The sequence below is a fragment of the Shewanella sp. HN-41 genome, from assembly GCF_000217915.1.
Taxonomy (GTDB): Bacteria; Pseudomonadota; Gammaproteobacteria; order Enterobacterales; family Shewanellaceae; genus Shewanella.
Map to the genome: position 1 here is coordinate 76,395 of NZ_AFOZ01000046.1, position 19,077 is coordinate 95,471.

A 19,077-nucleotide genomic window follows, 5' to 3' on the forward strand; every position below is an offset into this window, starting at 1 on the left:
AGCGCGTTATGTTGAAATATATTATCGAGGCGTCGATCAGGCAGCGATTTATGGTGCTGATTATCGCCGTCATGATCACTGTCTGGGGTGTGCAAGAACTGCGCAAGACGCCGCTAGATGCATTGCCGGACTTATCCGACGTGCAAGTGATCATTAAAACACCTTATCCAGGCCAAGCACCTAAATTGGTTGAAGAACAAGTGACTTATCCACTGTCGACCGCCATGTTAGCCGTACCCGGTGCCAAAACCGTGCGTGGCTATTCTATGTTTGGCGACTCCTATGTGTATGTCATTTTTGAAGATGGCACCGACATCTACTGGGCGCGCTCACGGGTGCTGGAATATTTAAGTCAGATCAGCAGTCGTTTGCCTCAGGGCGTACAACCCTCACTCGGCCCAGATGCGTCAGGGGTGGGCTGGGTGTTTGAATATGCGCTAGTCGATCGCTCGGGTAATTTAGATTTATCGCAACTCAAGAGTTTGCAGGATTGGTATCTCAAGCTAGAGCTGCAAAGCGTGGCGGGCGTGTCTGAAGTGGCCACCGTCGGTGGCATGGAGCAAACCTATCAGATAGTACTCGAACCCGATAAAATGGCGATCTATAAGCTCGATATTGCCACCATTAAACAAGCTATAGGTAAAGCCAACAGTGAAGCTGGCGGCTCTGTAGTCGAAATGGCCGAAGCCGAATATATGGTGCGCGCCAAAGGCTATCGTCAAACTCTGGAGGATTTCCGTGAAATCCCCTTAGGTGTTACTAGCCCGTCTGGCACTGGGTTGTTGCTTAAGGACATCGCCACGGTGCGTAAGGGGCCCGCTTCACGCCGCGGCATTGCCGAACTCGATGGTGAAGGTGAAGTCGTTGGCGGTATTGTGGTCATGCGTTACGGCGAAAACGCCCTCGCCACTATCGATGCGGTCAAGGCCAAACTTAACGAGTTACAAGCGGGTTTACCCGCAGGTGTGGAGATCATTCCAACCTACGATAGATCCCAACTGATCCTTAAGTCCGTTGATAACCTGTTTAGCAAAGTGGTCGAAGAAATGTTGGTAGTCGGCTTAGTCTGCCTACTGTTTTTACTGCATGCACGCTCGACTCTAGTGGCGGTCATCACCCTGCCTCTATCCATTCTTATCGCCTTTATCGTGATGAATAAGATGGGTGTTAACGCCAATATTATGAGCCTTGGCGGCATCGCCATCGCCATCGGTGCCGTGGTGGATGGCGCGATTGTGATGATCGAAAACCTGCACAAGCATTTAGAGCACTTTGAAGCCGAACATGAGCGACAACCCAGTGTAACGGAACATTGGCGTATAGTGGCAGAAGCCTCGAACGAGGTTGGCCCTGCGCTATTTTTCTCATTGATTATCATCACCTTAAGCTTTGTCCCCGTGTTTGCACTCGAGGCGCAGGAAGGTCGATTATTCGCGCCACTGGCCTACACAAAAACCTTCGCCATGGCTGCAGCGGCGTTCCTGTCGATCACCTTAGTACCGATTTTAATGGGCTACTTTATTCGCGGAAAAATCCCCAGCGAACGCAGCAACCCCATTAGCCGTTTCTTGATCGCGCTTTACCAACCTTCACTCAAACTGGTGCTTAAATTTCCTAAAATCACCCTGATGCTAGCCTTAGTCGCGCTGGCCAGTGCTTGGTATCCCATGACCCGTATGGGCAGCGAGTTTATGCCAGCTCTCGAAGAAGGCGACTTACTCTACATGCCAACGGCGCTACCTGGGATCAGTGCCAGCAAAGCCGCCGAAGTGCTGCAACAAACCGACCGTTTGATCAAAACCGTGCCCGAAGTAGCCCGCGTGTTTGGCAAAGTAGGCCGCGCCGAAACCGCGACCGACCCAGCCCCGCTGACCATGCTCGAAACCACAATCATGCTCAAACCCCATGACGAATGGCGTGAGGGCATGACGCTGGACGGCATCATTGCCCAGCTGCAACAAACGGTAAAAGTACCGGGACTCACCAATGCTTGGGTGCAACCCATCAAGACCCGTATCGATATGCTCTCAACTGGGATAAAAACCCCCGTCGGCATAAAAATCACTGGCGCCGATGTCAATGAACTACAAACCTTGGGGGCCAAGATTGAGGCCATACTCAGCAAAGTACCACACACTAAATCGGCCTACGCGGAACGCAGTGGCGGTGGGCGTTATATCGATATCAGCCCTAAACTGGATGTGGCCGCCCGTTACGGCATGACTTTGCAGGATATTCAGGATGTGGTGCGTTACGCCATTGGCGGCATGGATGTTGGCGAATCGGTGCAAGGTGCAGAGCGTTACCCCATCAACCTACGCTACCCACGGGAGTTACGCGACAATATCGAGAAACTGCGTGAGCTGCCAGTGATAACGAAGTCGGGGAATTATCTGCCGCTGCGCAACTTGGCCGATATCGAAATCAACGATGGTGCGCCTATGTTAAAGAGTGAAAATGGCCGCTTAATCTCCTGGGTATTTATCGATATCGAGGGCACGTCTATCGGTGAGTATATCGCCACCGCCAAAACAGCCTTAGAAACCGAACTCGTCGTCCCGCCCCGTTACAGTTATAGCTTTGCGGGTCAGTACGAATATATGCAAAGGGTCGATGCTAAGCTCAAACAAGTGATTCCTATGGCCTTAGGCGTGATCTTCATCCTGCTGATGATGACCTTCGGCTCCACTATGCAGGCCAGTATTATCATGTTGAGTCTACCCTTTGCCTTGGTCGGCAGTACTTGGTTGTTGTATCTACTGGATTACAACATCTCAGTGGCCGTCGCCGTCGGTATGATTGCTCTGGCGGGCGTTGCCGCCGAATTTGGGGTGGTGATGTTGGTATATCTCAATAACGCCATCAAGCACAGGCAAGAGAAAAATACTTACCACAGCGTTGAGGATCTAAAAGAAGCCTTAATCGAAGGCGCTGTCATGCGCATTCGCCCCAAAGCGATGACAGTAGCAACCATCTTCTTCGGCCTACTGCCCATTATGTGGGGCGCAGGTTCGGGTAACGATGTGATGCAAAAAATCGCCGCACCTATGGTTGGTGGTATGGTCACAGCCCCTATACTGTCGCTATTTGTCCTGCCCGCACTCTATCTACTGATTTACTCGCGTAAACTTAAAAACGACATTGAGCCATTAGAGTAGCCGAATATAGGATCATAACTACCTCAGTTCAATAATCCCACATCCCCTCAATACCAATAGGATTGAGGGGATTTTTATTATCAAATTGGCTCAAAAAACCTAAAATCACCACTCAATGTATGCCAACCCAATAAATTGCTCTACGCTCAGGCAAGGATCCGCTCAATGGCCCCATTCTATGCAGTCATAGTCAAAAAGCCCCTAAGTTGCTTATTCATATTGCTCTTGTGTGTACTTGGAGCATTGAGTGCTTACTCCTTCCCCGCCTTTGCCGCGCCCGCAAGCGGCGAATTTGTTGCCGATAAACGCTGTGAGCTATTTCAATCGAAAAATAAGCAGACGAATCCAGATCTATGGCAAAGCAATATTGGTGAGCGCTACCCCGTACTCGAAATCCTCGGCAATAGCGCTAAACCTGATTGGCTGCGAGTGCGCACCAACGCCGTTAAATCTCCTATGCGTTGGATCAGTGGCGATTGTGGTCAGTATCTGTCTAATGTTGCTGGCAGTAATGTATCAACACCTGCAACAACGGTGGAACCGGCGCAAACGACCACGGCATCGGACATCAAAGCAAAAAATAAAGATAGCCTTAAAGAACAGGGCACTACAGAAAAGCGTCAAGCCAATCAATGCCAAATCGAGGGTAATTTTGATTCACACGTGTTGGCGTTAAGCTGGCAAAGCACCTTTTGTGAACTCTATGGCCGCCGTAAAGCCGAATGCCGCGCCCTAAGCCAAACGCCAGATTCGAACCAATGGCAACACTTCAGCCTGCACGGACTGTGGCCGAATAGACAGCAGTGCGGTACTCGCTATGGCTATTGCAGCACGGTAAAACTGCAACCGAATGATTTCTGTACTTATCCAGAATTTGAACTTAATCCATCGGTTCGCAAAAATTTAGAAGAAGTGATGCCAAGCGCTCGCTATGGCACCTGTTTAGAACGTCACGAATGGTGGAAGCACGGTACTTACCGCAGCCTAGATCCTAACGAATATTTTTTGCTGGCGACTCAACTCACACAAGCGGTCAATGCCTCGGCATGGGTGCAAAAATTTATTAATAACAACATAGGTAAGAATGTCAGTCAAAGTGAGCTAAACCAAAGCTTTGATACCAGCTTCGGTCAAGGAGCCCACACAAAAGTCAGCCTAGAATGTGCTAAGGGATTATTGAGTGAAATTCGCATTAACCTGCCCGAAGTCATTAAAGCCTCAGATTCCCTACCTAGCCTGCTCGCCAAAGCCAATCGAGCAAAAAAAGGCTCCTGCCCCGAGGTGATCACTATTGATAACCCCAATTAACCTGTATAACGACCAATAGACGCCCACTAAATAACTGCTCCTAATTATGCTACATCGCAGCGAATCACTATGCGATGCTCACCATGGCGCAGAGAGCCTGCTTACCCATACCCTGCAGCCTATAGAATGATCTACAATTCGAAACCGCTATTTAGGCGTCTATGCCTTATCTGATCACATTTGATCCAGTTTAATTACCGCAAACGTCGCACCTTGGGGATCGGTAATCACAGCAAAGCGGCCCACCTCGGGAATATCACTCGGCGGAACACAAATCTGCCCCCCCAAACTCTGTGCTTTGCTAGCAAAAATATCGCAGTCTGCCACCACAAAATACGGCATCCAATGGGCAGGAATATCTCCCCATTCGGGCATTATCGTCATCATGCCACCGATAGATTGGCCAGCGACCTGCCATTCAATATATTCAATATCAGGTACTTGGCTGGGAAGGGCTGTCCATGGGAAGATTTTGCAATAGAAAGCCTCTTCACTGCGGGGGGCTCGACATGCTAATTCGACCCAACAGAGAGTATTAACCTCACCTTGGCGACGTGCGCCTATATGGTTTTTAGCTTGCCATAGGGCAAAGCGGGCCCCTTCGGGATCGCTGACCTGCGCCATAGTCCCCGCATCACCCACAATATGCGGCCCCATATGCAGTTGCCCCCCAGCGGACTGAATATCTGCAATACAAGCATCAATATCTCGCACGGCAAAATAGATCCGCCAATGGCTAGGGATATGTGCCTCTGAACTCGGTATTTGATACATGGCACCCAAATCGTCACCATCTAGGTTGAACAGCGAGAAATGCCCCTCAGGAATGGGCATCTCAATCGCATTCCAACCAAACATGGCATGGTAAAATGCCTTAGCACCTTGCCAGTCGTGGCTTGCGAGTTCGACCCAACATGCATGTCCTTGTGCGTACTGAGTAATCTTCATTATTGGCTCCCATTTTTGTCTCAATCGTAGGAGTTAAGCTGGAGTTTCTCGTTCTGTCCAGTTTCCGAATTAAAAAGAGAAGAGAGTTGTGAGCATGAGGCTAAGAGGTAAAACAAAAAGCCCTCAAATGAGGGCTTAGGCGGCATAAATAAACTAGGAATATTGCGGCAGTAAATCCGCCATCGCCAGTAAATGGCAGGCGCCTGTGACTATGCCAAATAACACCACAAGGATAATCAGCGGTGTACCGCCTATCACTCTAAAACCTGTGTTGTCCTGGAATAGTTGCCTAGATTTATAGGCCATCAGTGCTGGCACTATCACAGCCCACACTGTCGCTGCTAATGCCGCAAATCCGATGGCGATAAGGAAACCATCGGGAAACAGCAATCCCAAAATCGTCGGCGGCACAAAGGTCACTAATGCAGTTTTCATCCGCCCGGAACGGGAATCATCGAAGCCAAATAAGTCGGCGAGATAGTCGAATAGGCCTAAGGTCACACCGAGGAAAGAGGAAGCCACGGCTAGGTTTGCAAATAGGGTTAACATACTGTTTAACCAGCTACTCGCCATCACCTCAGACAAAGCGCCCACCAAGACCCCCATATTGCCCCCCTGAGCGATAATATCGCTAAACTGGCTACGGGGAATATTGCCCATAGTCGCCACTAACCAACAGGCATAAATGACCAGTGCAATAAAAGTACCGATGAAAATGGCCTTGATAATAGTGGAGGAGTCCTTGCCATAATACTTCACTAAGCTGGGCACATTGCCATGGTAACCAAAGCTGGCAAGACCGAAAGGCAGCGCCGCCCATAAATAGGGCGCAAAAGGCTGGATGCCATCAGGCTCCAATAGCTTAGTCACATCGATTTCAATCAACAAATTGCCGATAGCAAGGAAGAAAGTGATGATCATCCCACCGAGCATAATGGTTGTAATACGATCCACGGCCTTAGTGCTAATTAACACTATGCTCGCCAACACAATGGCAAATACTAATCCCGCCACACTTTGGGGTAATACTATCCCCATACCCTGCAAGCTGTGATTCACAATCGACCCGCCGCCACTGATGTAGGCATAGGTCAAAATATAGAGCACAAAGGCTATAGAAACGCCATTCACAATCCGCCAAAACTGCCCTAGGGTTTGTTTAGTTAAAGTATCGAAGCTGGCACCGGGTTCAAAATGCAAATTGGTTTCGAGCAAGAGTAAGCCCGACATCAACATGCAAAACCAAATGCCGAGTAACATCAAAATCGAATAGCCGAACCACATACCAGCACCCACCACAGGCAAGGAGAACATCCCCGCCCCCACGGTTGTGCCTGCTATAATCATGGCGCCACCGAGCAAAGACTTACCTGCGGGCTTATGTTTAGCCGCATTCATATGATTTGCCATTAAACAATGTGCTCCGCAGTGACACTCGCTACAATCGTCTGTCTCACTGTGGCTCTCAATAGGCCGTTGGCTTGATCTCGAATGCGCTCAATATCAGATTTATCTTCTTTATCAGAAAGATAACCTAACTCTTTCAACTTAACACTTAAGGTACCATAGAGTTTTTTATCGTAAAACTCCGGTGCAGTAATGCCGTGCAATGCCCCTAGACGTTGGGCAAGTAGATGGCTTTCAGACTCAAGTTCCGAGCGTTCCATCTTAGGTCTATGGGCTAACAAATTGAAAATAATCGCATAACGCTGCAGAGTTTCACTCACAGAACCCGCAAGTAATAGCAGCTGGCTGGTGTGTTCCGTCACTACCGATAACCCCTCCTGCTCGGTCACTAGACCTTGCTCGACAAAGAGGTCCAACACTTGATTGACATAGGCAGGCAAATCCTTAATGCCCATGAAAAGTTCGGCTTTTAACAGCGGATAAAAGTCATTCACTATCGCGAGGATCTGCTGCCGCTGAATTGGCTCATGGTGGGTTAAACAACTCGCAATCAATGACGGAATAATAAATAAGTGAATAATGTTATTGCGATAGTAAGTCATAGAGATGGCTTGACTCTCATCGATAGACACGATTTCACCTAAGGGATCGGCATTAATTGAAAATTTATTGAGCTCAAGGCCTTGCAACACTAAATGTTTACCATCACCTTCGGCAACTGAGGTAAAAGAAGTGTAAGGCACTCGTTTCAATAAAGTCAGATACAGATCTAGCTGACGCTCAAGCAGGCAACGTTCGAGGGCGTTTTGCTCCGATGCCAATAACACTAAACTGGTCAGGGTGACAGAACTGGCGGCCGCGGCATCGTTAATGCGCGTCATCACCCGATTCGCTAGCACGTTGACCGCAGGTGTTAACCAACTCGGTTTTTGTTCAGGGTCATCGGCAAGCTCCGCCCGCCAATTAGGAGCCCGTTCATTTAAGAAGTTTTGCAGCGTTATCGGCTCACCAAAGTTCACATAACCTTGGCCAAAATTACCTAATTTACGAATAGCGCCAACGACTTGCCAAACAGATTCTTTCTGCTTTTTCTTACCGCTCAATTCTTTATGGTAGGTGGCGACTTCCATCACATGGTCATAGCCTAAGTACACAGGGACTAAGGTCACAGGACGCTCAATCCCGCGCAGCACACTGTTCATCGTCATCGCTATCATGCCGGTTTTGGGCGCCAACAAACGTCCCGTGCGTGAACGGCCCCCCTCGGAGAAATATTCCACCGAATAGCCCTTAGCAAACAGTTGATCTAAATACTCACGAAATACTGCGGTATACAGCTTATTACCATTAAAACTGCGGCGAATGAAGAAGGCACCACCACGGCGGAACAATGGCCCTGCTGGCCAGAAGTTGAGGTTAATGCCAGCGGCGATATGCGGCGGAACCATGCCTTGGTAATACAAAATATAGGATAACAGCAAGTAATCCATATGGCTGCGATGGCAGGGTACATAGACAATCTCGTGGCCATCGTGGTGCAACTGGCGGATCTGCTCTGCACCTTTAATATTGATCCCGCTATAAAGTTTGTTCCATAACCAAGTCAAGAAACGCTCTGCGATACGGACTAAACTGTCTGAATAATTTGCCGCAATTTCATCTAAATATTCAATCGCCATCTCACGGGCTTGGGTTTCAGAAATCTTCTTGCTGGACGCCTCTTCTTGAATGGCCTTACGCAGGGATTCTGACTTGAGCAACGAATGGAATAGCGCCTGACGATTTGGCAACACAGGCCCTGTCATCACCTTGCGCTGACGGCGGAAATGCACCCGTGCTACCCGCGCTAACTTATGGGCGATGCCCATATCAGTACCATGCTCGTCGGCCATATAACGCAGTGACACAGCATTCGAAAACTGCACAAAATTATGCCGACCTAAAAATAAAATCATTAAACACTTGCGCAGCCAAGTGGGATTTTCACGCTCCAATACCGCCGCCTTCATGGTATCGTCTTCTTTACCCGGCGTGCGGCCCCAATACAGACTGACAGGCACCAATTGGATATCCAGTTCAGGTTTTTCCTTATGCACAGCCAATAAACGCATAAAACACTCTAGGAAAGGCGCATTACTGGCACGTTCACCGAACAATGGCTTGCGTCCCTCGAGGCAAACGACACGGGGAGCCACAACACCGTTCGCCACTAAAGGTTCGTAGGGACTGGGCAGCCCTAGCTTTGCAGTGATTTCGCTCAATGCCGCAATATCACTAATGGATTCTGTTTTCATGACATAAGCAAGGGGTCTGGAAGCATCCAGATTCAGATCGGCAAAGGGATCCTGAGGCACCACAATAGTGTGCACTAAGTGTTTTTGGATCCAACGTAATGATTTCAACCAAAGAGAGTCTTGTTTAGGCATTATTCTTATGCAATTAAGTACGTTCACTAGTCCAATAGAATACCAGACTCTGGGGAATATTCGCTAATACTCTCCGATATCGTTAAAAAGTGGTTAATACTTGCACTACCGACAATACTGTATATACTAACAGTAACTGTATAGAAAAACAGGAACCACCATGAGACCCTTGACGCCACGCCAAGCTGAAATTTTAGAGCTGATTAAACGAAATATTGCCGATACAGGTATGCCACCTACTCGGGCAGAGATTGCTGCACGTTTAGGTTTTAAGAGCGCCAATGCGGCTGAAGAACACCTTAAAGCGTTAGCGAAAAAAGGCTGTATCGAGATCATGCCCGGTACGTCTCGTGGTATCCGTCTCCCCGCAGAGGAAGAAGAAGTCACTGAATCTGGCCTACCGCTTATCGGCCAAGTTGCCGCAGGTGAACCTATACTCGCCCAAGAGCATGTTGAGCAGTACTACCAAGTCGACCCCAGCATGTTCCATCCCGCCGCCGACTTTTTACTGCGCGTGAAAGGCGACAGCATGAAGAATATCGGTATTCTCGAGGGGGATTTGCTGGCCGTTCATAAAGTACAACAAGCAAGAAATGGCCAAGTGGTTGTCGCTAGAGTCGACGATGATGTCACGGTTAAACGCTTCGAAAAAAAAGGCAACTTAGTCTATCTACACGCCGAAAATGAAGATTATTCGCCAATTAAAGTCGATTTAAGTTTTCAAAGTTTAACAATTGAAGGACTCGCCGTCGGTGTGATCCGTAATGGAGATTGGCTATGAACAAACTACTCGGCAATGCCCCACGCCATCCAGGTTTATGGTTAGATGAAGTACGAGATACTGATACCGACTGGCAACATATCCCTATTAGCTGTATGCCAACCCAAACTCAAGGACAGCACGAGCTAAAGCAATTAAGCGCTCAGCTTGCACAACTCAGCCAACAGGGGCGATGGGTTGTACTTATCAATCCTCCAAGCATTGGTTATAAGCAGCTCTTGGCTAACGCAGGGGTGCGTATGGATCGGATTCTGTTAGTCCATGCTAAGGATGAGGTTGAAACACTATGGGCAATGGAAAAAGCCCTGACGAGTGGTACGTCCAGTGCGGTCATTACTTGGACGCAATCACTGGATGCCCGCGATAATCGTCGTCTACAAATTGTCGCTAAGAGTGCCCGCGCAATGGGGATAGTGCTCGAAGAGGTGAATAGTCACTTACGCTGTGATACTAGGCTCGAGCAACAAACACACTTTAAGCAACAAGCTTTTTTCAACTCTATGCATTAATTTTTTTACGCTATATTTTACCGCGAAAGCCGCCTCACCTATGAATGTGAGGCTTTTTTTTGGCAATTTTTCAGACAATTAGAAAAATAAGTGATCTTGATCAATATTTAAACTGCAAGTATGGTTGGTTAAGTCGGAGATGATATATCGCCGTCTGTGGCAAATAAATCGAGCCATTATCGAGTTCAAAATGCCACTAAAAATAGAGAACAGATTTATTTCAGTCGTATGTGCCAGCGTGGCTAATACCAGCAGTAATAATACTTAATTAAAAGTAACAGCCGCCAACGCACGTTGAAGTCAAAAACGCTTTTTTGGGAACTGAAGAGTTTGCATAGAGTTGAGACTTACTGTGTTGCTCTTCTTTGTAGTTGCTATTCGCAATTGGCAGAGGAGAAGTCTTGTGAAGCAATTGTTGTATTGTTTACTCGTGGTGTTATTTGCACCACCGTTGGCCGCCGCAGATACGCGGTTCAACATGACCCCCGGCGTGACCGAGATCAGTGGCAAGGTTTATCACTTGCACATGACCATCTTGTATATCTGTGGTGCGATCGGCCTAGTGGTCTTTGGCGCCATGGTTTACGCCATGATCAACCACAGAAAATCCAAAGGTGCGGTCGCATCCCACTTTCACGAAAGCACTAAAGTCGAAATCGCTTGGACCATTCTGCCATTTATTATATTGATCTTAATGGCGATTCCAGCGACAAAGACCTTAATTGCGATGGAAGATCCCAGCAATGCCGATCTCACCGTAAAAGTCACGGGTTCCCAATGGAAATGGCATTACAGCTATTTCGATCAAGACATTGATTTTTACAGCATACTTGCCACCCCCAGAGCACAAATCGACGGTACCGAAGCCAAAGGGGAAAATTACCTTTTGGAGGTCGATAAGCCGCTCGTCCTGCCAATAAACCGTAAAATTCGCTTCCTGATGACCTCTGAAGATGTCATCCATTCATGGTGGTTGCCAGCCTTTGCGGTGAAGAAAGACGCCAATCCTGGATTTATCAATGAAGCTTGGACTCGTATAGATAAGCCCGGCACTTACCGCGGTCAATGCGCCGAACTCTGCGGTAAAGATCATGGCTTTATGCCTATCGTAGTGCAAGCCCTACCCGAAGCGGAATTCGATGCTTGGGTAACGGAACAAAAACAAGCCGCAGGTGCTGCTGCAGCTGCAGCCCAAGCGGCATTATCACAGACCCTCAGTAAAGAAGAACTGATGGCCCAAGGTGAGCAAGTGTACCTAGGACACTGTGCGGCCTGCCACCAACCCAATGGAGAGGGATTACAAGGCGTATTCCCACGCCTCAAAGGTAGCCTGATAGCAACGGGGCCACTTAGCGGACACCTTGAAATCGTGCTCAACGGTAAAGCGGGTACAGCCATGCAGGCCTTTGGTAAGCAATTGACTGCACAAGAAATTGCCGCAGTTATTACCTATGAGCGCAATGCTTGGGGCAACAATACTGGCGATGCTGTGCAGGCTAAAGATGTCAACGCGCATATGAACGGCAGTGCTGGCACCCAGGCGTCTGCTACCGCACCAGCCAATACGACCCCAACACCTGAACCTGAGCCAGTTGCAGTTATCGATCCCGCTAGCCTCCCTACACTCACCCATGACGCCCTGATGGCCGAAGGTGAGACTGTCTACGCCGCCACTTGCGCGGCCTGCCATCAATTGACGGGAGCAGGAGTTCCCCCCGCCTTCCCCGCACTCGCTGGCAGCGCTATCGCCACGGGGCCCGTCAGCAATCATCTCGATATTGTGATGCACGGCAAAACGGGCACGGCTATGCAGGCATTTGGCAAACAACTCAGCCCACAGCAACTCGCGGCCGTCATTACCTATGAACGTAATGCTTGGGGCAACAATACCGGCGATACAGTGCAACCTGCTGATATCGCAAGCCATGGACAGTAGGGGATTATGATGAGCACAATGACTCAAGATCAAACCGCAGCCCATGATGACCATCATCATGGTGCGCCAAAGGGCATCATGCGCTGGGTGCTAACCACCAACCATAAAGACATAGGCACTCTGTATTTATGGTTCAGCTTCATTATGTTTTTAACCGGTGGCGCTATGGCCATGGTGATCCGCGCCGAACTGTTTCAGCCCGGATTACAATTGGTCGAGCCCAACTTCTTCAATCAAATGACCACAGTCCATGGGCTGATCATGGTATTCGGCGCTGTGATGCCTGCCTTTACTGGGCTCGCCAACTGGCTGATCCCTATGATGATTGGTGCGCCCGACATGGCGCTGCCACGGATGAATAACTGGAGTTTTTGGATCTTACCCTTTGCCTTTACCATTCTACTCAGTTCACTGTTTATGGAAGGTGGTGGGCCTAACTTTGGTTGGACCTTCTACGCGCCACTATCTACTACTTACAGCCCTGACAGCACGGCACTATTCGTGTTCTCTATTCATATCATGGGGATAAGCTCGATTATGGGTGCAATCAACGTGATTGTAACCATAGTGAACTTACGTGCCCCCGGCATGACATGGATGAAACTGCCACTGTTTGTATGGACTTGGCTTATCACAGCATTCCTGCTGATCGCGGTAATGCCAGTACTCGCAGGCGCTGTGACTATGGTGCTGACCGATAAGTTTTTTGGCACTAGCTTCTTCGACGCGGCGGGCGGTGGCGATCCTGTGATGTTCCAGCATATTTTCTGGTTCTTCGGCCACCCCGAAGTCTACATCATGATCTTGCCGTCCTTTGGTATTATCTCCGCCATAGTACCTGCCTTCAGCCGCAAAAAACTCTTCGGTTATGCATCAATGGTTTATGCGACGGCCAGTATTGCTATTCTGTCGTTCCTCGTGTGGGCACATCATATGTTCACTACAGGTATGCCAGTGTTTGCCGAGCTGTTTTTCATGTATTGCACTATGTTGATTGCGGTGCCAACAGGGGTAAAAGTGTTTAACTGGGTAGCCACTATGTGGCGCGGTTCACTCAGCTTCGAAACCCCTATGTTGTTCGCCGTGGCCTTTATCATACTCTTCACTATTGGTGGTTTTTCGGGGTTAATGCTCGCCATTACACCTGCCGACTTCCAATACCACGACACGTATTTTGTGGTAGCGCATTTCCATTATGTGTTAGTGACCGGGGCGATTTTCTCCATCATGGCGGCGGCCTATTACTGGCTACCTAAGTGGACGGGGCACATGTATAACGAGCGACTGGGACAATGGCATTTCTGGTGTTCGGTGATTTCAGTCAACGTGCTGTTTTTCCCGATGCATTTCCTTGGGCTTGCGGGTATGCCAAGGCGTATCCCCGACTACTCGATTCAATTTGCCGATATCAATCAAATTGTCTCGATTGGTGGGTTCGCTTTCGGTTTATCGCAATTGATTTTCTTAGTGTTAGTGGTCAAGTGCATCCGTGGTGGCGAAAAGGCTCCCGCTAAACCTTGGGAAGGCAGCGAGGGTTTAGAGTGGACATTGCCAAGCCCTGCGCCTTATCACTCCTTCACGACACCACCTGAGGTGAAATGAAATGGCGAACCATCACCAGCCCAATAAACCTAAGTCAAATCGTAAACTGATCAGCCTGTTAGTCATAGGTTGTATTGGTATGTTTGGTTTTGGGTTCGCGCTGGTGCCGCTATACGATGTGCTGTGTGAGAAGCTTGGGATCAACGGAAAAACCTCCAATACCGCCAGTCGTTATCAGGCGATAACCGTAGATACTAGCCGTATTGTCACTGTGGAATTTATCTCCCAAGTGCAAACGGGTATGCCATGGAAATTTGAGCCGCAAACCAAGCGGCTCGAAGTCCACCCCGGCGAACTGATACACACGGCTTTTTTGGCACGCAATGTGTCAGACAGAGCTACTGTCGGTCAGGCGATACCCTCTATATCACCCGGCCAAGGCGCAGCATATTTTAATAAAACTGAATGTTTTTGCTTTAATCAACAGCACTTAGCAGCTTCGACCAGCGCTGAGTTGCCGCTCATTTTTTTTGTGGATCCTCAGTTACCTGAATCCATCCACACTCTGACCCTCTCTTACACCCTCTACGACATTACCGACAAGCAGTTAGCGTCTGCCATAGAGCAAGGAGCTGCAAAATGACCACAAAACATGAAACTTACTATGTTCCCGCCCAAAGCGTTTGGCCCATCATTGGTGCTATAGGCTTGTTTTTAATCGCCTTTGGTGCAGGAAACTTTGTGCAACAACTCAAATCGGGGGCATCGGGTGGTGGCTATATACTGCTCGCTGGCATCGCAGTGATCCTCTTTATGTTGGTTGGTTGGTTTAGAACCGTGATCAACGAGTCAACGACCGGGCTCTATTCCCACCAAATGGATAGATCATTCCGCCAAGGCATGAGCTGGTTTATTTTCTCCGAAGTGATGTTCTTCGGCGCATTTTTTTGGGGCGTTGTTTTATGCCCGCATGGTCGCTGTACCTTGGCTCGGTGGCGCCTCGAATAATGCCATGACCCATGAAGTGCTCTGGCCACAGTTCGAAGCCGTTTGGCCGTTACTCACTACCCCAGATGGCACAAAAACTGAAGCTATGCCGTGGAATGGCCTACCGTTAATCAACACTGTCGTACTGCTCACCTCCTCCGTCACCTTACATTTTGCCCATGTCAGCCTAGAAAAAGGTAAGCGTTCCGCCATCACACTGTGGCTCGGGATCACCATACTTCTGGGGATGAGCTTCCTTGCCTTGCAGGCCGAAGAATATATACACGCCTACCGTGAAATGGGGCTTACCCTGACCTCTGGAGTTTATGGCAACACCTTCTTCCTGTTAACGGGCTTTCACGGCATGCACGTGACCCTAGGAACGGTATTTTTATTAGTGTTGTTTTTCAGAGTGTTGAAGGGTCACTTTAGTGCAGATAAGCATTTTGCCTTCCAAGCTGGCAGTTGGTATTGGCACTTTGTGGATGTGGTCTGGCTGTGTTTGTTTATTTTCGTCTATGTACTCTAAGACCTAGTAAGGCGTGGGATTGGGGCTAATTAACCCAGTCCCTAGGGCCACCAGCAGTAGCAGGATAACGAGCACAGAGAAGATCACGCGGCGACCAAGATAACGGCTCATAGGCACTTTATCGTCCCCTTTAACCATAATAAATAAGGCTCTACCTAGATTAAAAATGATGAACAGCAACAGCAGAACTAGGGCTAACTTAAAAATAAACAGGGTATTCATGCAATATCCTTATGTCCTGCTGAATAAATTAACGGTGTTTTTGCTGATACTGACTGTGGCTGTATTCGTGATTTTGGTCAAGCTGGGTCTATGGCAATTAGCCCGCGGTGAAGAAAAAACCATGCTGTTAGCCCAAATGGAAGCGAGGCACTCCTTACTGCCACTCAGTTTTGAGCAGCTCCAACTCAAAATAGATAAGGAAGGCGTAACAGGTTATCGCCTACAAGTGCACGCCACAGCCGCTAGCTCGCAAATTTGGCTGCTGGATAACCAAATCTATTCAGGCCAAGTGGGCTATTTAGCCTTTCAGCTTCTGCAAGTGGAGGCGGGGCAACCTTGGTTACTGGTCGAATTAGGTTTTGTCGCCGCAGGTTCCCACCGTGGTGAGTTGCCCCACATCACCCCACTGAGCGGTGAATTGAATATCGAAGGAAGGCTTTATCAAAAGCAAATCAATCCCTTGAGTCAGACTCTCATGGCAGAAACGGGGACGAGTATTCGCTTTCAGAATTTGAATATGCCGGAAATGGCACAGATGTTAGGTCATCCCTTGCTAGGTGCAGTACTGCAACCGGATGAGTTACCCACCCTCGCCTTGCCACATCCTTGGCAGCCCTTCCCGCTGTCGGCGCAAAAACATTGGGGGTATGCGCTGCAGTGGTTCTCGATGGCGGCCGTGTTTGCGGGGCTGATGTTGTGGCAAGGGATTCAGTATGTAAAACGCCATAGTGCCGAAGCAATCTCAAACTCAAGGAGCGAATAGGGAAATTCGTACCATACTTAGCAAGACACAAATAAAAACTAAATAAATATAAAACAATAAATTAGGGATAATTTGAATGAGAGGAGCAAGTATGAACTCCCAGAGTAAATCGAAACACAAGGCATTGGGTTTGTTGCTGCTGGCGTTTATCGCGCCCGTAGTGATAGCCAAGTTAGTGCTGAGCTTGAATTTATACCACGGTGGTGCCACCAATCATGGCGAGCTGATCAATCCCGAAACCAGTTATGCCAGCCTTGGGGTTGAAAATCCCATCCCCAAAGAATGGCAACTGCTGTATTTACTGCCCGCCCAATGTGACGATGCTTGCCGTGAACGCCTATATATTTTACGCCAAAGCCATACTGCACTAGGACCAGACCAGGCGCGAGTCGAACCGCTGATCCTCACCCATCCCGACAGCGATCTTAATGCTTTAAGCGCCTTTAACTTCAACACTCGTCCCGCCAATGCAGGCTTAAGCCATTGGTTAGATGAACAGCAGCTGATCATAGTTGATCCCTTAGGCAGCTTAGTGCTGCGCTACCCCCAAGTGCAGGGCAGAGAAGCCCATTTAGCCCAAGGCAAGGCCCTGATTGCGGATCTGCGTAAATTGCTAAAACTGTCGAGGGTAGATTGATGCGGCTAACTTGGACCCTTCGCTTAACCTTAGTCTTTACCTTATTGGTGATCTTAATGGGCGCTTATACCCGCCTATCGGACGCAGGTCTCGGCTGCCCCGACTGGCCAGGTTGCTACGGCCATGTCAAAGTGCCGACTCAAGAGCATGAAATCGCCCATGCACAAAATATCTTCCCCGACCATGATATTCACCCAGAGAAAGCTTGGCTGGAGATGATCCACAGATATATCGCCGGCGGGCTTGGCTTACTGGTGTTGTTCATTTTCGTTTTATGTTTAAAAACCCCAGAAGCACCAAAAAAGTTACCGCTCATCATAGTGCTACTGATCCTCTTTCAAGCCGCACTCGGCATGTGGACAGTGACGATGAAACTCATGCCCATAGTAGTGATGTCGCATCTTATTGGTGGTTTCAGCCTGATTTCACTACTGTTACTCCTGTATCTTCGAACCCGACCGAGGCGGATCTTTAATAGCGAAACCCATGCTCGAAGTCTGGCACCGTTGGCATTGGTGAGCCTGTTCGTCCTTGTTGGTCAGATCATGCTGGGGGGCTGGACTTCGTCAAACTATGCGGCGCTCGCCTGCACATCTTTGCCCATTTGCGAAGGTAACTGGATGAATAATTTGGCAATAGCCAAAGCATTTTCACCTTTTCAGGGCCAGCACCTTAGCTTCGAGTTCGGAGTGTTAGATTACCAGGCGCGGATGACTATCCATATTGCCCACAGAATAGGCGCTATCGTCACCGCCAGTTTGCTACTCGTGCTCGCCTATCGATTATTTGTAAGCAGCACGGGGATGAGGGCCATAAGCCTCTTATTAGTAGGGTTAGTGATCCTACAAGTGAGCTTAGGTATTTCTAACGTAGTAATGCATTTACCACTCGGCATTGCCGTGTCTCACAACGGCGGGGCGGCATTACTGCTGCTCACCTTAGTCGCAATCAACTATTTTTTATGGCGCAAAGCATAAGCGAGGGAACCAAGATGGCAAAACCACTCTCAATCACCAGTAGCCAGCCCACGTTCGGCGTGACATGGCGCGCCTATTTTGAAATGACCAAACCTAAAGTAGTCGCACTCATGCTGCTCACTGTCTTAGTCGGCATGTGTTTGGCGCTGCCCCATGCTGTGCCCGTTCAACCTCTGCTCGCAGGTATGCTTGGCATTGCCATGATGGCGGGTTCGGCAGCGGCGCTCAATCATCTGATCGATCGCCGTATCGATGGCTTAATGGCACGCACCTACAATCGACCATTGCCTAAGGGACGCATTTCGGCCACACGTGCGTTAATTTTTGCCGCTGCCTTAGGTAGCTTTGGTTTTATCGTCTTATATTCCTTGGTTAATCCACTCACGGCTTGGCTGACCTTTGCTAGCCTGATTGGCTACGCCTTGGTTTATACGGCCTACTTGAAACGCGCGACATCGCAAAATATTGTGATCGGCGGCCTTGCGGGCGCCATGCCACCGCTACTGGGTTGGACGGCGGTGACGAACGAATTTCACGGCCATGCGCTGTTGTTAGTGATCATCATCTTTACGTGGACGCCACCACATTTCTGGGCTCTGGCCATTCACCGACGCGCCGAATATGCCAAAGTGGATATTCCTATGCTGCCGGTTACCCACGGTGTCGAATTTACTAAAACCTGCATCTTGCTCTACACAGTATTGCTGGCGATTGCTTGCCTATTGCCTGTGCTGGTTGGCATGTGTGGGCCCGTGTATTTTGTCTGCTCTAGTTTGCTCAGTAGCGGATTTATCTATAAAGCATGGCAACTTAAATATCGGGATCATGATGGTTTAGCGATGCAAGTGTTCCGCTTTTCTATCTACCATTTAATGTTGTTATTCATGGCATTACTGCTCGACCACTATTTGTGGAGCTAGTTTGCCCCGCTAACCTGTATTGATGGA

At 48.8% G+C, this 19,077-nt stretch carries 15 protein-coding genes and 1 pseudogene; 12 read left to right on the forward strand and 4 right to left on the reverse strand.

Annotated elements, in window-relative coordinates:
• The first annotated feature begins 8 nt into the window (after window positions 1–8).
• Both SOHN41_RS18495 and SOHN41_RS18500 read left to right on the forward strand, forming a co-directional pair.
• Window positions 9–3,158 carry an efflux RND transporter permease subunit gene (locus tag SOHN41_RS18495; protein WP_007652003.1) on the forward strand — a complete coding sequence of 1,050 codons (3,150 nt, stop codon included), beginning with the start codon at window positions 9–11 and terminating at the stop codon, window positions 3,156–3,158.
• A 165-nt stretch (window positions 3,159–3,323) separates the two neighbouring features.
• Window positions 3,324–4,466 carry a ribonuclease T2 family protein gene (locus SOHN41_RS18500; protein ID WP_007652005.1) on the forward strand — a complete coding sequence of 381 codons (1,143 nt, stop codon included), beginning with the start codon at window positions 3,324–3,326 and terminating at the stop codon, window positions 4,464–4,466.
• Window positions 4,467–4,640: 174 nt separating this feature from the next.
• Here SOHN41_RS18500 and SOHN41_RS18505 read toward each other — a convergent pair whose 3' ends face one another.
• From SOHN41_RS18505 to plsB, 3 genes are all read right to left on the reverse strand, one after another.
• A complete protein-coding gene (locus SOHN41_RS18505; protein ID WP_007652006.1) occupies window positions 4,641–5,414 on the reverse strand; it encodes a VOC family protein in 774 nt (257 codons plus the stop codon).
• Between the two features lie 153 nt (window positions 5,415–5,567).
• Window positions 5,568–6,824 (reverse strand): tryptophan permease, encoded by a 1,257-nt coding sequence (gene mtr / locus SOHN41_RS18510; protein WP_007652007.1) that lies wholly within the window; start codon window positions 6,822–6,824, stop codon window positions 5,568–5,570.
• Window positions 6,824–9,247: a glycerol-3-phosphate 1-O-acyltransferase PlsB gene (gene plsB / locus SOHN41_RS18515; RefSeq protein ID WP_007652008.1), complete on the reverse strand. Its 2,424-nt coding sequence runs from the start codon at window positions 9,245–9,247 to the stop codon at window positions 6,824–6,826. The genes mtr and plsB overlap by 1 nt, the downstream gene beginning before the upstream one ends.
• A gap of 160 nt (window positions 9,248–9,407) precedes the next feature.
• On the opposite strand from plsB, the gene lexA reads away from it, so the two are divergent.
• From lexA to SOHN41_RS18545, 6 genes and pseudogenes are all read left to right on the forward strand, one after another.
• The gene (gene lexA / locus SOHN41_RS18520; protein ID WP_007652009.1) at window positions 9,408–10,028 is read left to right on the forward strand and encodes a transcriptional repressor LexA; all 621 of its coding nucleotides are present in this window, start codon (window positions 9,408–9,410) and stop codon (window positions 10,026–10,028) included.
• Window positions 10,025–10,537: a cell division inhibitor SulA gene (locus SOHN41_RS18525; RefSeq protein WP_007652010.1), complete on the forward strand. Its 513-nt coding sequence runs from the start codon at window positions 10,025–10,027 to the stop codon at window positions 10,535–10,537. The genes lexA and SOHN41_RS18525 overlap by 4 nt, the downstream gene beginning before the upstream one ends.
• A 403-nt stretch (window positions 10,538–10,940) precedes the next feature.
• Window positions 10,941–12,473, forward strand: a complete 1,533-nt coding sequence (coxB, locus tag SOHN41_RS18530; RefSeq protein ID WP_007652011.1) for a cytochrome c oxidase subunit II — start codon at window positions 10,941–10,943, stop codon at window positions 12,471–12,473.
• A gap of 9 nt (window positions 12,474–12,482) precedes the next feature.
• Window positions 12,483–14,075, forward strand: coding sequence for a cytochrome c oxidase subunit I (gene ctaD / locus SOHN41_RS18535; RefSeq protein WP_007652013.1), 1,593 nt, complete (start codon window positions 12,483–12,485; stop codon window positions 14,073–14,075).
• 1 nt (window position 14,076) lies between these two features.
• Window positions 14,077–14,658 (forward strand): cytochrome c oxidase assembly protein, encoded by a 582-nt coding sequence (locus tag SOHN41_RS18540; RefSeq protein ID WP_007652014.1) that lies wholly within the window; start codon window positions 14,077–14,079, stop codon window positions 14,656–14,658.
• Window positions 14,655–15,531, forward strand: a pseudogene (locus SOHN41_RS18545) (cytochrome c oxidase subunit 3). Before SOHN41_RS18540 ends, SOHN41_RS18545 begins: the two are co-directional and overlap by 4 nt.
• A gap of 3 nt (window positions 15,532–15,534) precedes the next feature.
• Here the strand turns inward: SOHN41_RS18545 and SOHN41_RS18550 are convergent.
• Complete coding sequence (locus SOHN41_RS18550; RefSeq protein WP_007652022.1) at window positions 15,535–15,753, reverse strand: DUF2909 family protein; 219 nt, start codon at window positions 15,751–15,753, stop codon at window positions 15,535–15,537.
• On the opposite strand from SOHN41_RS18550, the gene SOHN41_RS18555 reads away from it, so the two are divergent.
• The 4 genes from SOHN41_RS18555 to cyoE all read left to right on the forward strand — a co-directional run bounded on the left by SOHN41_RS18555 (window position 15,752) and on the right by cyoE (window position 19,050).
• Window positions 15,752–16,516 carry an SURF1 family protein gene (locus tag SOHN41_RS18555; protein ID WP_007652020.1) on the forward strand — a complete coding sequence of 255 codons (765 nt, stop codon included), beginning with the start codon at window positions 15,752–15,754 and terminating at the stop codon, window positions 16,514–16,516. The genes SOHN41_RS18550 and SOHN41_RS18555 overlap by 2 nt on opposite strands.
• A 91-nt stretch (window positions 16,517–16,607) precedes the next feature.
• The gene (locus SOHN41_RS18560) at window positions 16,608–17,153 is read left to right on the forward strand and encodes a hypothetical protein (protein WP_007652025.1); all 546 of its coding nucleotides are present in this window, start codon (window positions 16,608–16,610) and stop codon (window positions 17,151–17,153) included.
• Entirely contained in the window at window positions 17,153–18,130 is a 978-nt protein-coding gene (locus SOHN41_RS18565; protein ID WP_007652027.1) for a COX15/CtaA family protein, read from the forward strand. Before SOHN41_RS18560 ends, SOHN41_RS18565 begins: the two co-directional genes overlap by 1 nt.
• 14 nt (window positions 18,131–18,144) lie before the next feature.
• Complete coding sequence (gene cyoE / locus SOHN41_RS18570) at window positions 18,145–19,050, forward strand: heme o synthase (RefSeq protein WP_007652028.1); 906 nt, start codon at window positions 18,145–18,147, stop codon at window positions 19,048–19,050.
• Window positions 19,051–19,077: the final 27 nt, after the last annotated feature.